The organism is Pseudonocardia kongjuensis (assembly GCF_039526905.1).
GTDB classification, from domain to species: domain Bacteria; phylum Actinomycetota; class Actinomycetes; order Mycobacteriales; family Pseudonocardiaceae; genus Pseudonocardia; species Pseudonocardia kongjuensis.
In genome coordinates this window covers 238,115-252,130 of sequence record NZ_BAAAJK010000001.1, presented here as the reverse complement: position 1 = coordinate 252,130, position 14,016 = coordinate 238,115, and the positions used below count along the sequence as shown (strand labels likewise).

General features: G+C 75.9%; 13 protein-coding genes. All 13 read left to right on the top strand.

Going from position 1 to position 14,016, the window contains the following annotated elements:
* Window positions 1–150: 150 nt before the first annotated feature.
* From ABD160_RS01165 to ABD160_RS01105, 13 genes are read left to right on the top strand one after another with little or no spacing between them, the layout of a single operon-like run.
* Window positions 151–981, top strand: coding sequence for an FAD binding domain-containing protein (locus ABD160_RS01165; RefSeq protein WP_344017635.1), 831 nt, complete (start codon window positions 151–153; stop codon window positions 979–981).
* A complete protein-coding gene (locus ABD160_RS01160) occupies window positions 978–1,517 on the top strand; it encodes a (2Fe-2S)-binding protein (protein WP_344017634.1) in 540 nt (179 codons plus the stop codon). Before ABD160_RS01165 ends, ABD160_RS01160 begins: the two co-directional genes overlap by 4 nt.
* Entirely contained in the window at window positions 1,514–3,901 is a 2,388-nt protein-coding gene (locus ABD160_RS01155) for a xanthine dehydrogenase family protein molybdopterin-binding subunit (protein WP_344017633.1), read from the top strand. The genes ABD160_RS01160 and ABD160_RS01155 overlap by 4 nt, the downstream gene beginning before the upstream one ends.
* On the top strand, window positions 3,898–4,236 hold the full coding sequence (locus ABD160_RS01150) for a hypothetical protein (protein WP_344017632.1): 339 nt from the start codon (window positions 3,898–3,900) through the stop codon (window positions 4,234–4,236). Before ABD160_RS01155 ends, ABD160_RS01150 begins: the two co-directional genes overlap by 4 nt.
* Window positions 4,233–5,246: a glucose-6-phosphate dehydrogenase (coenzyme-F420) gene (gene fgd, locus ABD160_RS01145; RefSeq protein WP_344017631.1), complete on the top strand. Its 1,014-nt coding sequence runs from the start codon at window positions 4,233–4,235 to the stop codon at window positions 5,244–5,246. The genes ABD160_RS01150 and fgd overlap by 4 nt, the downstream gene beginning before the upstream one ends.
* Window positions 5,247–5,263: 17 nt before the next feature.
* On the top strand, window positions 5,264–6,259 hold the full coding sequence (locus tag ABD160_RS01140; RefSeq protein ID WP_344017630.1) for an LLM class flavin-dependent oxidoreductase: 996 nt from the start codon (window positions 5,264–5,266) through the stop codon (window positions 6,257–6,259).
* Between the two features lie 33 nt (window positions 6,260–6,292).
* Window positions 6,293–6,754, top strand: a complete 462-nt coding sequence (locus ABD160_RS01135; protein ID WP_344017629.1) for a YybH family protein — start codon at window positions 6,293–6,295, stop codon at window positions 6,752–6,754.
* Entirely contained in the window at window positions 6,751–7,554 is an 804-nt protein-coding gene (locus ABD160_RS01130) for an alpha/beta fold hydrolase (RefSeq protein ID WP_344017627.1), read from the top strand. The genes ABD160_RS01135 and ABD160_RS01130 overlap by 4 nt, the downstream gene beginning before the upstream one ends.
* Entirely contained in the window at window positions 7,551–8,483 is a 933-nt protein-coding gene (locus tag ABD160_RS01125) for a DUF1028 domain-containing protein (protein WP_344017625.1), read from the top strand. The genes ABD160_RS01130 and ABD160_RS01125 overlap by 4 nt, the downstream gene beginning before the upstream one ends.
* A 5-nt stretch (window positions 8,484–8,488) precedes the next feature.
* Window positions 8,489–9,658, top strand: a complete 1,170-nt coding sequence (locus ABD160_RS01120; protein ID WP_344017624.1) for a M20 family metallopeptidase — start codon at window positions 8,489–8,491, stop codon at window positions 9,656–9,658.
* Between the two features lie 18 nt (window positions 9,659–9,676).
* Window positions 9,677–10,798, top strand: a complete 1,122-nt coding sequence (locus tag ABD160_RS01115; protein WP_344017623.1) for an S-methyl thiohydantoin desulfurase family protein — start codon at window positions 9,677–9,679, stop codon at window positions 10,796–10,798.
* Window positions 10,795–12,195 carry a hydantoinase/oxoprolinase gene (locus tag ABD160_RS01110; protein WP_344017620.1) on the top strand — a complete coding sequence of 467 codons (1,401 nt, stop codon included), beginning with the start codon at window positions 10,795–10,797 and terminating at the stop codon, window positions 12,193–12,195. Before ABD160_RS01115 ends, ABD160_RS01110 begins: the two co-directional genes overlap by 4 nt.
* Window positions 12,192–13,808 (top strand): helix-turn-helix domain-containing protein, encoded by a 1,617-nt coding sequence (locus ABD160_RS01105; RefSeq protein ID WP_344017619.1) that lies wholly within the window; start codon window positions 12,192–12,194, stop codon window positions 13,806–13,808. Before ABD160_RS01110 ends, ABD160_RS01105 begins: the two co-directional genes overlap by 4 nt.
* Window positions 13,809–14,016: the final 208 nt, after the last annotated feature.

Sequence of the window (14,016 nt, the reverse complement as noted above, 5' to 3'; positions counted from 1 at the left end):
CCGTTGAGCACCGTGCACACCGCGGTCCCCGCAGGTTTGTCCGCGGCGCCGAAGCGTCCCGGCCCCCGCCACTCCTAGTTTCGGATCTCGCCACCGGTCGGACATCGCGCCGCCCACCACCACGTGGCGTCCCCGTCCCTGGGAGGTTCCATGCGTCCTGCCCCGTTCCGGTATCGGGAACCCCGTTCCCTCGACGAGGCGTGTGCCGTGCTCGCCGCCGAGCCGGGTGAGGTCGCCGTACTCGCCGGCGGCCAGAGCCTGGTACCCCAGCTCAACGCCCGCACCCGCACCCCGGAGCTGGTGCTCGCGATCGGCCGGGTCCCCGAGCTCGGCGGCATCACCCTCGACGGCGACCGGTTGCGGATCGGCGCCGCGGTCACCCAGCGGACGGTGCAGCGTGACCCGCTCGCCGCCGGGGTGCCGGTGCTGACCGAGGCCCTCGGCCACGTCGGGCACGTCCCGACCCGCAACCGCGGCACGGTCGGCGGGAGCATCGCGTTCGCCGATCCCACCGCCGAGCTGCCGCTGGTGCTGCTCGCGCTGGGCGGCGTCGCGGTGGCGCACTCGGCGTCCGGGGAGCGCCGCATCCCGGCGGCCGAGCTGTTCACCGGCCCGTTCCGGACGACGCTGCGCCCCGACGAGCTGCTCGCCGCCGTCGAGCTGCCGGTCCCGGACCGGCCGTGGGCGTTCGAGCAGCGGCACTTCCGACGGCACGCGAAGGTCTCCGCGATCGCCGGGCACGACGCGGGCGGCGCGCTCGTCGTCGCCGTGACCGGGGTCGGGGGCGCCCCGGTCGTCGTGCCCGCCGCGGACGCCGGTGACGCGTCGGTCGCCGCCGCCGGTCTGGTCGTCCCGAACGGCGACCGCTACGGATCGGTGTCCTACCGGCGCCGCCTGGTCACGGTCGCGGTCACCGCCGCGCTGTCCCGGGTCGCCCCGGACCCCACCCGCCACACGCCCTCCCGGGAGGACGCCGCATGACCACCACCGATCTCCCCCCGACCGCACCCGCCCGGCCCACCGGTGAGCGCGTGCTGACGATGCAGGTGAACGGCGAGCCGGTCGCCGCGCTCGCCGAGCCGCGCACCAACCTCGCCGACTTCCTGCGCGAACGCGCCGGGCGCACCGGCACCCACACGTCCTGTCACCAGGGCTGGTGCGGCGCCTGCACGGTGCTCGTCGACGGCGAGTCGGCCCGGTCCTGCCTGACCCTGGCGGTCCAGGCCGACCGCGCCGAGATCACCACCGTGGAGGGCGTCGAGGACCCCGACGGCACCCTGTCCCGCTTCCAGCAGGCGCTGATCGAGCACACCGGCTTCCAGTGCGGGTTCTGCACGCCCGGTTTCGTGGTGCTCGGCACCGAGATCATCGCCGAGGCCCGGGCGGGCGCCCGGTTCGACCGCGCCGAGCTGCTGCGCAGGCTGTCGGCGAACATCTGCCGCTGCACCGGCTACGCCGGGATCGTGGACGCCCTCGGGTCCGCGCTCGACCACGTGACCGGGGAGGCCGGCGCATGACCGTCACCGAGCAGCCGACCGGCGGTTACGTCGGCCGCAGCATCCCCAGCCGCACCGGCGACCGGTTCGTCCGCGGCGCCGGGCGCTACGTCGACGACGTGCACCAGAACCGCGAGGCCACCCTGGTGGTGCTGCGCAGCCCGCACGCGCACGCCCGGATCGTCTCCATCGACACCACCGCCGCCCGGGCGATCGACGGCGTGTACGCGGTCGCGACCGGCGCCGAGCTGTTCGACGAGATCGGCCCCCAGCAGTACCTGTGGGACCTGCCCGGGCAGAAGACCGGGCACGGCAGGCCGCTGACCGTCGACAAGGTCCGGCACGTCGGCGAGCCGGTGGCCGTCGTCGTCGCCCGGGACCAGTACGTCGCCGAGGACGCCCGGGACGCGATCGAGGTCGTCTACCAGCCGCTGCCCGCGGTGACCACGGTGGACCAGGCGCTCGATCCCGGCGCGCCGCTGCTGCACGAGGAGTGGGGCGACAACGTGCAGGTCCGGGCGGCCTGGCCGGTCGCCGTCCCGGGCCTGCCGGAGCCGCCGGACGCGGGTGCCGCGCTGGCCGGCGCGCACACCGTCGTCCGGGAGACGTTCACGACCTCGCGGATCCTGGCCACCTCGATGGAGACCCGGGGCGTGGTCTGCGACTACGACCCGACCGGGCCGCGGCTGACCATCCACACCTCCACCCAGTCGCCGCACCAGATCCGGGAGGGTGTCGCGGCGATGCTCGGCGTGCCGGAGAACCGGATCCGGGTGATCGCACCGGACGTCGGCGGCGCCTTCGGGATGAAGGCGGTGCTGTACCCCGAGGAGGCACTCGTCCCGTACTTCGCGCTGCGGCTGCGCCGCCCGGTGCGGTTCACCGAGCAGCGCGACGAGTCGTTCGTCGCGTCCACCCCGTCCCGGGACCAGCGGATGGAGCTGGAGATCGGGTTCGACGCCGACGCCCGGATCGTCGGGCTCCGCGCCCGCTACCTGATCGATCTCGGCAGCGCCCCGTCGACCTGCGGCGCCGGCACCGGCTGGGCCACCGGCGCGCTGCTGTGCGGGCCGTACACGGTGCCCGCGGTGGACATCTCGGCGACCGCCGTGGTCACCAACAAGACCCCGCTCGGCGCCTACCGCGGCTTCGGCCAGCCGGAGGCGAACTTCCCGCTGGAGCGGCTGCTCGACATCGCCGCACCGCAGCTCGGGCTGGACCCGGTCGAGCTGCGCCGGCGCAACCTGATCCCGCCCGAGGCGTTCCCGTTCACCACCGCCACCGGTCAGCTCCTCGACTCCGGCGACTACCCGCAGATGCTCGATCTCGCCCTGGACCGGCCCGCCTACGCCGACATGCTCCGGGAGCGCGACGAGATCCGCGCCGCGGGCCGCCCGGCCGGGATCGGGATCGCCTTCTTCAACGAGTGCACCAACTTCGGCCCGTCCGGGGTGTTCCCGCTGATCGGGATCACCACCGGCGGCTGGGACGCCACCTCGGCGACCGTCGAGCCGGACGGCCGGGTGCGCGTGGTGTCCAGCCAGACGCCGATGGGCCAGGACCTGGAGACCGCGTTCGCCCAGCTGGCCGCGGACCGGTTCGGGGTGCCGCTGGACCACGTGACCGTCCGGTTCGGCGACACCGACTCCAGCCACTACACCGCCTACGCCAGCGGGGCCAGCCGGGCCGCCGGGATCGCCGGCTCCTCGCTGATCCTGGCCGCCGACAAGGCCGTCGACAAGATGCGCCGGATCGCCGCGCACCTGCTGGAGGCCGATCCCGGCGACGTCGAGCACTCCGACGGCGAGTTCCGGGTGCGCGGCGCCGGCGCGGCCGGGCTGAGCTACGCGACCGTCGCCGCGGCCGCCTACCAGGGCGGGAACCTGCCGGAGGGGATGGAGCCCGGGCTGGAGACGCTCGGCGCGTTCGACCCGCAGGCGCTCGCCTTCTCCTACGGCGTCGTCGTCGCACTCGTGGACGTCGACCCGGACACCGGGCAGGTCCGCGTCCCGCGGATGATCTTCGGGCACGACTGCGGGAACCAGCTGAACCCGCGCATCGTGGACGCCCAGATCGTCGGCGGCGCGCTGCAGGGCCAGGGCGCCGCGCTCACCGAGGAGATCGTCTACGACGAGTCCGGGCAACCGGGCGCGACCGGGTTCGCCGACTACCTGGTGCCGATCGCCCCCGAGATCCCCGAGCTCGACGTCTTCCACACCGTCACGCCGACCCCGTTCGCACTCAACGGCGCCAAGGGCGTCGGGGAGAGCGGCGTCATCGCCGCCCCGTCGGCGATCGTGAACGCCCTGCAGGACGCGCTGCCCGCCGGTGCGGCGCCGCTCACCTCGATCCCGGTGCTGCCGGAGCGGGTGCTCGACGGGCTGGCGACGGAGCCGGCCCGATGAGCCACACCGTCGTCGCGCTGACCACGCTCACCGACGAGGCCGTGCGCGCGGACTACGAACGCTGGCTGCGCGAGGTGGACGCCCCCACCGCAGCCGGGATGCCGGGGGTCCTCGGGTTCCGGGTGCTGCGCCTGGAGGGCCCGGTGCTCGACGGCGTCGGCGTACCGGCCCACCACTACCTGGAGCTGATCGAGGTCGCCGATCTCGACGGCTTCCGCACCGCGATGGCCGGGCTCCCGGAGAGCTTCCACGCGTCGTTCCGCAGCTTCATCGGCGGGATGGACGTGGCACACGCCGCGCCGGTCGTCGGCCCGACCACCGGAGGAGCCGCGTGACCGGATCGGACCTGGTGCTCGGCTACAAGGCCTCGGCCGAGCAGTTCGGCCCCCGCGAGCTCGTCGAGCTGTCCGTGCTCGCCGAGCAGCACGGCATGCAGAGCGTGCTGGTCAGCGACCACTTCCAGCCCTGGCGGCATCGCGGCGGGCACGCGCCGTTCTCGATCGCCTGGATCGCCGCCGCCGGCGAGCGCACCTCCCGCGTCACCCTCGGCACCAGCGTGCTCACCGCCACGTTCCGGTACAACCCGGCGGTCGTCGCGCAGGCCTTCGGCACGCTCGGCGCGCTCTACCCGGGCCGGGTGCTGCTCGGCGTCGGCACCGGCGAGGCGCTCAACGAGGTCGCCGTGGCCCGGCTGGAGTGGCCCGAGTTCCGCGAGCGGTTCGCCCGGATGCGCGAGGCGATCGACCTGATCCGGGCGCTGTGGACCGGCGAGCGGGTGACCGTCGACGGCGAGTACTACCGCACCGTCGACGCCACCGTCTACGACCGCCCCGAGGTCCCGGTCCCGATCTACGTCGCGGCCGGCGGGCCGGTCGTCGCGAAGTACGTCGGGCGGGCCGCCGACGGGCTCATCTGCACCAGCGGCAAGGGGATGGACCTCTACACCGAGAAGCTGCAACCGGCCGTCGACGCGGGCGCCGAGGCGGCCGGCCGCCGCCGCTGCGACATCGACCGGATGATCGAGATCAAGGTGTCCTACGACCCGGACCCGGACGCCGCCCGGGAGAACACCCGGTTCTGGGCGCCGCTGTCGCTGCGCCCGGAGCAGAAGCACGGCATCTCCGATCCGCTGGAGATGGAGCGGATCGCCGACGAGCTGCCGATCGAGCAGGTCGCGTCCCGCTGGATCGTCGCGTCCGACCCGGACGAGATCGCCGAGCGGGTCCGCCCCTACGTCGACGCCGGCTTCCGGCACCTGGTGCTGCACGCGCCCGGACACGACCAGCAGCGGTTCCTGCAGCTGTTCGACAAGGACCTGGCACCGCGGCTGCGGGCGCTGGGCTGACCCAGGAGTTGAGGATCATGACCAACAGGATCGGCCTGCTGCTCGGCAGCACCACACCGCCCGAGGACATCGCCCGGCTGGCCCGCGAGGTCGAGCAGCGCGGCTTCGGGGAGCTCTGGATCCCGGAGGACTACTTCTTCCTCGGCGGCATCGCCGCCTCGGCGATCGCGCTCGGCGCCACCGAGCGGATCCCGGTCGGGATCGCCGTCGTCTCCTCGATGGTGCGCCATCCCGCACTGCTCGCCATGGAGACGGCGACCCTGGCCCGCGCCTATCCGGGCCGGTTCAAGCCCGGCGTCGGGCACGGCGTACCGGCCTGGACGGCACAGATGGGGCTGACCGTGAAGTCCCCGATGTCGGCGCTGCGCGAGACCCTCACCGGGGTGTCGGCGCTGCTGGCCGGGGAGAAGGTCGACGACACGGGCCGGGTGTTCACCTTCAACGAGGTCGCCCTCACCCACCCGCCGGCGCAGGTCCCGCCGCTCTACACCGGCGTGCTGGGGGACAAGGGCATCGCCCTGACCGGCGAGCTGGCCGACGGCATCGTCGTCAGCGTGCTCGCCACCCCGGAGTACGTCCGGGCCACCCGGGAGAAGCTGGACGCCGCCGCCGACGCGGCCGGTCGCAGCACCCGGCCCGAGCAGGTCGTGCTGGTCGCGATGAACCTGACCGGCGATCCGGCCCGGGCCGCCGAGGTGCGCGAGCAGATCCGCCCGGTGCTGGCCTTCTACATCGGCGCCACCGGCCCGTGCCCGCTGTTCGCCTCGATCGGCGCCAACGACGCGATCGCCGACATGATCGCCCGCGGCGGCGCCGCGACCGTGGCCGCCGAGATGCCCGAGGAGTGGGTCGACGCGTTCAGCGTCACCGGTGGCCCGGACGAGGCCCGCGCCGGCATCCAGGCCCTGCTCGACGCCGGCGCCGACAAGGTCGTCGTCGTGCCGGTGGTGGCCGACAACGCCGACGAGACCCTCGCGACCGTCGCCGGTCTCGTCCCCGACTTCAGTTCCTGACCCCCGACGCCCGACCCAGCAGGAGAGATCACCATGAGCACCCATGACCAGGACGTCGCCGCCGTCCGCGCCGTGCACGACGGCTGGTTCGCCGCCAACGTCGGACTCGACGTCGAGAAGATGCTGCCGTACTTCCCGGTCGGCGACGGCTACCTGCAGTTCAACCTCAACGGCTTCGTCTACCGCGGCGCCGCCGACAAGGCGAAGCTGTGGCGCAACCTCACCTCGGTCGGCGTCACCATCACCCGGATCGCCGACGTCACCGAGCCGGAGATCCAGGTGTTCGGCGACGTCGCGCTGCTCACCTCCGAGGGCGAGGCCGAGCTGGTGCTGCCCACCCCGACCGGCAAGCTGGAGACGAGCGGCGCGACCCGGTTCCGCAACACCGAGTTCCTGCGCCGCGACGACGGCGCCGGCAACGCCGACTGGCGGATCTGGCACATGCACATCAGCGAGTTCGCCCCCGAGGGGCAGCTGAAGTACGGCACCGAATGAGCGGCGTCACGACGTCGGTCCGCACCGTGGACGGCTCCGCCGGGCCGCTCACGGTGCGGGTCACCGGCGATCCCGCCGCCGACGGCACGCTCGTCCTGGTGCACCCGATCAACACCGCGGGCTCGGTGTGGGAGCACGTCACCGCGGCGCTCGACCGGCCCACGGTGGCGCTGGACCTGCGCGGGCACGGCACGTCCACCACCGCCGGGCCGTTCTCGATCGAGGACGGCTGGCTGCCCGACGTCGTCGCCGTGCTCGACGCGCTCGGCCTGCGGACGGTGCACCTGGCCGGCGGCTCGCTGGGCGGGTCGATCGCGCTGGCCGCCGCCGCGCTGCACCCGGAGCGGGTGCTCGGCGTCGCCACCTTCGGCTCCACCCTCGGGGTCGGCGCACCGGACGAGGCGATCGAGGCGATGGTGGCCGAGCTGACCGCGCAGGGCACCGCCGGCTACTTCGCCGGGCTGCTGCCCGGCATCGTCGGCGGCGCGTTCCGCACCGAGCCGCGGGTCGTCGACGGGCTGGCCGCGGCCGCGGGCACCCGCGACGAGGCCGTCGTCGCGGCGATCCTGCACGGCGCGTTCCGGGCCGACATCCGGCACCTGACCGGGCGGGTCGGCGTCCCGGTGCTGGCCGCCACCGGCACCGAGGACCCGACCTGCCCACCGGCGATGACCGCCGAGATCGCCGCCGCCACCGGCACCGAGCCGGTGTTCCTCGACGGCGTCGGGCACCTGCCGATGCTGGAGGTGCCCGAGCGGGTCGCCGCCCTGATCACCGAGCACGTGGAGGCCACCCGGTGACCTACTCGATCGTGGCCCGCTGCCCGCACACCGGGGCGCTGGGGGTCGCCGCCCAGTCGCACTTCTTCGGCGTCGGGCGGCTCGTCGGCTGGACCGAACCCGGCGTCGGCGCGGCCGCCACCCAGGCGTTCGTCGAGGTCGCGCACGGCCCCGGCGCGCTGGACCTGATCCGGTCCGGCGCGCCGGCCGCCGACGCGGTCGCCGCGCTCGTCGCCGCCGACCCGGACGCCGGCTACCGCCAGCTCGGCGTGGTCGACGCCGCGGGCCGTGCCGCCTCGCACACCGGCGACCGGTGCGCCCCGGCGGCCGGCGGCGCGACCGGCGACGGGGTCGCCGTGCAGGGCAACATGCTCGGCTCGGCGCAGGTCTGGCCGGCCATGCTGGACGCCTACCGCGGCGCGTCCGGCGAGCTGGCCGACCGGCTGCTTGCCGCGCTGGTCGCGGCCGAGGCGGCCGGTGGCGACGTGCGCGGATCGCAGTCGGCGGTGCTGAAGGTCGTCACCGGCACCCGCACCGACCGGCCCTGGGAGCAGACCCTGGTCGATCTGCGGGTCGACGACCATCCCGATCCGGTCGGCGAGCTCGGCAGGCTGCTGCCCCGGCAGCGGGCGTTCGACCTGATCGGCGGCGTCATCTTCGAGCGCGGGCTGACCCTGGGCCCGTTCACCGGTGTCCCGGCCGGCGAGCTGGCCGACCGGCTGGACGGGCTGGCCCGGGCCGCCGAGCTGCTCGGCCCGGACAACCGGGAGGCCGACTTCTGGCGGGCGCTGCTGATGGCGCGCAGCGGCGACACCGACGGCGCCCGCGCGCTGTTCACCGACCTGTTCCGGGCCCGCCCGCAGCTGCGCGGGTTCCTCGAGGGGATCGCCCCGCTCGGCTTTCTGGACGGGACCGCGTTCCTGGACGAGATCCCCGGCGGGCACCGGTGACGGCGGTGCCCGCCACCGCGGACCGGGCCCGGGCCGCGGTCGACACCGCCCGCTGCACCGACCTGACGGTGGCGATGGTGCAGTGCGACACCCGGAACCCGCCGGGCGACGAGTCCGCGATCGCCGGGCTGCTGCGCGACGTGCTGCACGGCCTCGGCGCCCGCACCGAGGTGTTCGAGCCCGCCCCCGGACGGATCTCGGTGCTGGGCACGCTCGGCGCCGGGGACGGCAGCCGGCCGACGCTGCTGGTGAACGGGCACGTCGACGTCGTCGCGCTGCGGGCCGAGGACTGGTCGGTCCCGCCGTTCGGCGGGGTGGTCCGCGACGGCCGGGTCTACGGCCGCGGCGCCTGCGACATGAAGGGCGGCATCGCCGCCGCGATCGAGGGCGTCCGCGCCTGCCAGGACGCCGGCCTCGAGCTGCCCTGCGACCTGCAGTTCCACCTGGTCGCCGACGAGGAGACCGGCGGCCGGTGGGGGACCGCCGCGCTGCTCGCGGCCGGCCGGATCGCGGCCGACGCGGCGATCGTGCCGGAGCCGAGCGAGCTGGGCGTCGGCGTCGCCGAACGGGGCGCGCTGCTCGCCGAGATCCGGGTCCGCGGCCGCGCCGCGCACGGCGGCGACCCGGCGGCCGGGCACTCCGCGATCGCCGACGCGGCCCGCCTGGTGCAGGCGCTGCACCTGGCCGACTTCGGCACCGAGCCGCATCCGCTGCTGGGCGACCCGACCTGCAACGTCGGCACCATCTCGGGCGGCTCGATGCCCAACATCGTCGCCGACACCGCGACCCTGCGGCTGGACCGGCGGGTGCTGCCCGGCTGGACCGAGCAGCAGGTGCTCGCCGGGCTCGCCGCGGTGCTGGAGCGGGCCGGCCCCGGGATCGACCACACCGTCGAGACGCTGGCGTTCGTCGAGGGCTCCGAGCTCGACCCGGACCATCCGTTCGTGCACCGGGTGCGGGCCGCCGCCGGGGGCGCACCGGTGCGCGGGCTGAACCTGGGCACCGACGCCCGGTTCCTGCGCAACGACCTCGGCATCCCCGCGGTGGTCTACGGTCCTGGTTCGATGACCGTGGCGCACACCGCCGACGAGTACGTGCCGGTCGACGAGCTGTCGGCGGCCGCAGGCACGTTCGCCGCGGTGTACGCGGGGTTCGGGGCGCCCGGCCCGGGGTGAGGAGGGTGGAGCGCGGCGATGCGGCGGACCACCGGCAACACCAGCGCCGGGCACTGGCGCACCGAGGGCTGGATCACCGAGGAGGACGTCGACGACGTCGTCGGCGGCGCGGTCGTGCTGGGCAGCGGCGGCGGGGGAGACCCCTACCTGCCCCGGCAGATGCTGCGCGCCGCGCTGCGCCGGCACGGCCCGGTCCGGCTGGTCGACGCCGCCGACCTGCCCCCCGACTCGCTGGTGCTGCCGGTGCTGTCCGCGGGCACCCCCTCGGTGCTGGTCGAGATGTTCCACGGCGAGCAGGAGAGCGCCCGGTTGCGGACGCTGTTCGAGACGGTCGCCGAGGGCAGCTGCTCGGCCGTGCTGCCGGTGCAGCTCGGCGCGGTCAACGTGATCGCACCGGTGGTCACCGCCGCCCAGCTCGGCCTGCCCTGCGTCGACGCCGACGTGATGCGCCGCTGCCTGCCGATGATCGAGGCGACCCTGCTCACCCTGGCCGGGCTGAGCGCGTCGCCGGTGGTGGTGGTCGACTCGCGCGGCACCTCCGCGGTGCTCTCCGCCGACGACGCGGGCACCGTGTCCCGGCTGCTGCGCAGCGCCATGCCGCACATGGGGCTGGTCGCCCTGATCAGCACCTACCGGCTGACCGCCGCCGAGTGCGCCCGGCTCGCACCGCGCGGCGGGCTCACCGAGTGCGTCCGGATCGGCCGCGCGCTGCGCTCCGCGCCGGTCGTCGGCGACCCGGCGGCGCTGCTGGCCGAGACCGGCGGGCGGCTGCTGTTCTCCGGCGTCGTCCGGGAGCTGGTGCACCGCACCACCGACGGCTTCCCCCGCGGCGTGGTGAGCATCGAGTCGGACCCGCCCGCCGACCGGCGCGGCGCGCGGATGATGCGGGTCGACTTCCAGAACGAGAACCTGGTCGCCTCCGCCGACGGCGTCGTCGCGGTGACCGTGCCGGACGTGATCGACCTGATCGACCGGGACACCGGCGCGGTGCTGCAGACCGTGGACGTCGTCGTCGGGCAGCAGGTGCACGTGGTCGCACTGCCGGTCGACGAGCGCTGGCACCGGCCCGACGGCTACGCACTGGCCGGGCCGCGCGCGTTCGGCCTCGACGTCGATCCGGTGCGGGTCGGACCGTCGTGAGCGCCGGCCGGCTGCCGCGGATCGGGATCGACCTGGGCCCGGGCCCGGCCACCGCGGTCCTGGTCGGCGCGGACGGCCGGATCGTCGCCCGGTGCGCCCGGCCGGGCGACCCGGACGACCCGGCCGGCACCGTCCGCGAGCTGCTGGCCGGGCTGCGCCCGCCCGGCGGCGGGCCGCTGCGGGTGGTCGTGAGCTGCCCCGGCCCGGCCGACCTGCTCGGCGATCCCGGCGTGCTGGACCGGGTCGGGGTGCTGCGGATCGGCGCCCCGGCGACGACCGGTGTGCCGCCGCTGACCGGCTGGCCGGCCGACCTCGCCGGCGCGGTGTGCGGGCCGGTCGCCGTGGTCGGCGGCGGATACCTGCACGACGGGTCGGAGATCGCGCCGCTGGACACCGGCGCGATCGGCGCGTTCGCCCGCCGCTGTGCCGGCCCGGTCGCCGCCGGCCCGGTCGCCGCAGGCCCGGTCGCAGCCGTCGCGGTCGCCGCCGTGTCCGGGCACCTCGATCCCGGGCACGAGCAGCGGGCGGCGGCGCTGCTCGGTGCGGTGCTCGGCCCGGACGTCCCGGTGGTCACCGCGCACGGCTACGGCGGTGTCGGCCTGCTGGAACGGGAGAACACCGCGGTGCTCGACGCGGCGCTGGCCCGCCGGGCGGGTGCGCTGACCGGCGCGCTGGCGGCCGCCGCCGGACCGGACGCCGAGCTGTTCCTGATGGACGGCGGCGGGCACGTCCTGGGCCCGGACGTGGCCGCCGCGCATCCGGTGCTGATGGTCGGCGCACCGCACGCCACCGCCCGCGCCGGGACGGCCCGGCTGACCGGGTCGCCGACCCTGGTCGTGCTGGACTCCCGCCCCGACGGCCTGCGGATCGGTGGCCTGGACGACGGCCTGGTGCCCGACACCGGCACGTTCCGCGAGGTCCGCGGCATCCGGCTGGCGGTGCGCACCGACCGGGTCGTGCACCTGCGGCCGGACGGCGACGCCGGCCCGGCGGCGCTGCTGGAGCGGGTCCGGGCCGGGATCGTCCGGGTCGGCGCCGCGCTCGGCGACGCACCGGTCGCGGTGGCCGGCACCCCCGGGCCGGTCCCGCTCCCGCCGGAGGCCCGGCGTCCGGCCGACGCGGAATGGGCCGCCGCGTACGGGGCCGCCACCGCGGAGGCGTCGGCCACCGTGGACCGGTTGTTCCGGTTCGCCGACGGCTCGCTGGCCGAGGGGGTGCGGCTGGCCCGGCGCGCCGCCCGGGACGGCGCGGTCCGGGCGGGTGCCGATCCGCGCCGGGTCCGGATCGGCGCGGTGCGCGAGATGGCGATGACCTACGTGCCGATGCCGTGCGTGCGGCTGCGGGTGACGGCGACCGGTCCGCTGGTGGACCCGGCCGGGACGGGGGAGACCTGGTGAGCGGATCGACGGTGACCCTCGGCAGGCTGCTCGCGACCGGCCTGCTGCGCGGGCACGAGGTGCTCGGCGGCGCGGCCGGGCTGGACCGCGCGGTGCGGATGGTCGTGCCCGGCGGCTCGGTGCACGCCGTGGAGGACCTCGCGCCCGGCAGCGTGGTGGTGTTCGGGCCGGAGCAGCTGACGCTCGACCTGCCCGGCGCGGACCTGGCCCTGCGGCTCGCGCACGGCGCCGGGCTGGCCGGGATCATCGCGCAGCGCCCCGGCGCCGCCGTCCCGCTCGCCACCCGCAGGCTGGCCGATCGGCTCGCCGTCCCGCTCGTCGTGCTGGACGAGATCGCGCCGGCCGCGGTCGCCGCCGCCTTCGATCCCTACGTGCGCGCCCCGGAGATCGCCGGCCTGCGGATCCTCGGGACCACCGCGCAGCGCTTCCAGGTGCCCTCGTCCGACGCCGGCCGGCTCACCCGGACCCTCGCCCAGACCCTCGGCGGGCCGGTCGCGCTGGTCGACGCCGAGTCCCGCTTCGTCGCGGGGGAGCCCGCGGTGCGGGACCTGATGGACCGGCCCGAGGTCCGGTCGCACCTGACCGCGGCCCGCCCGGCGGCCGGCACCTTCGAGGTCGGCGACGGCGACGCGGTGCTCGTGCAGCCCGTCCAGCTCGACCCGGACGCCCCGGCGAACTTCTGGCTGGCGGCCCGGCTGCAGACGGTCACCGGCGCCCTGCTGGAACCGATCCGGCAGTCGATGGCGATCGCGGCGCTGTCCTACACCGCCTACGTCGCGCGCACCACCGCGTCGCTGGAGCGGGCCGGGCGGCGCCGCTCGCTGCTGCTGGGGGAGCTGCTCGACCAGGGCGACGCCCCGTCGTCGCGGGCGGTCGAGCGGGCGACCGCGCTCGGCTGGCGGCTGGCCGGCCGGCACACCGCCGTGCAGGTCGCGGTGCGGCCCGGCAGCGCCGTGCTGCGGCCCGGCGAGCCGGTGGCGGACCTGGACGAGCGGCTCGCCGCGCACGGCATGCCGATGGGGCTCGTCGAGCGTCCGGACGGGTGGGTGCTGTGGGTGACCACCGACTCGTCGGGCACCGCGGCGGACGGTCCCGACCCGGCCGCGGCCGCGGTCCGCGACGCCGTGCGGGAGGCGCTGCTGTCGGTCGAGGCCGACCGGCCGGGACTGCGGCTGTGCGCCGGGATCGGCGGCACCCGCGACGGTCTCGCCGGCCTGCGCGCCTCGCTGGAGGAGGCCCGCCGGGGTTGCCTGCTGGCCGGCACCGAGGACGGGCCGGCGACCGTCGAGCACGTCGACGGGGTCAGCATGAAACGGATGCTGGTCGGCTGGTACAGCTCCCCGGCGCTGCGCTCGGTGGCTGCCGACGTGCTGACCCCGCTGATCGAGGCGGACCCGCACGGCGAGCTCGTCCGGACCCTGCGCGGCTACCTGGACCGGGAGTCGTCGGCGACCGACACCGCGGCCGCGCTCGGGGTGCACCGCAACACCGTGATGCAGCGGCTGGAGCGGATCCGTGATCTGCTCCCGGTCGATCTCGACGACCCGGACGACCGGATCATGGTGCACCTGGCGACCCGGGCACTCGGCGTCGCCTGGGACGAGGCCGACTGACCGACGCCGGTGTGGTGCAGGACGCACGCCCGGCCGTGTCGGCCGGGCTACACTCCTGTCACGCCCGTGTGTCGCGGCAGCGCGTGTTCCCGCCCACGGCCCCGGTGCCCGGTCCGCGGTGCAGTCTGCACACCCCACCGGGCAGACCGTGCAGTTCGCCCACAGACGGCGGGCCGCACCGTTCCTAACCTCACTCCCGGATCGCACG

Coding starts and splice junctions, on each gene's coding strand:
- ABD160_RS01165 (WP_344017635.1), top strand. CDS start 151: ATGCGTCCTGCCCCGTTCCGGTATCGGGAACCCCGTTCCCTCGACGAG.
- ABD160_RS01160 (WP_344017634.1), top strand. CDS start 978: ATGACCACCACCGATCTCCCCCCGACCGCACCCGCCCGGCCCACCGGT.
- ABD160_RS01155 (WP_344017633.1), top strand. CDS start 1,514: ATGACCGTCACCGAGCAGCCGACCGGCGGTTACGTCGGCCGCAGCATC.
- ABD160_RS01150 (WP_344017632.1), top strand. CDS start 3,898: ATGAGCCACACCGTCGTCGCGCTGACCACGCTCACCGACGAGGCCGTG.
- ABD160_RS01140 (WP_344017630.1), top strand. CDS start 5,264: ATGACCAACAGGATCGGCCTGCTGCTCGGCAGCACCACACCGCCCGAG.
- ABD160_RS01135 (WP_344017629.1), top strand. CDS start 6,293: ATGAGCACCCATGACCAGGACGTCGCCGCCGTCCGCGCCGTGCACGAC.
- ABD160_RS01130 (WP_344017627.1), top strand. CDS start 6,751: ATGAGCGGCGTCACGACGTCGGTCCGCACCGTGGACGGCTCCGCCGGG.
- ABD160_RS01115 (WP_344017623.1), top strand. CDS start 9,677: ATGCGGCGGACCACCGGCAACACCAGCGCCGGGCACTGGCGCACCGAG.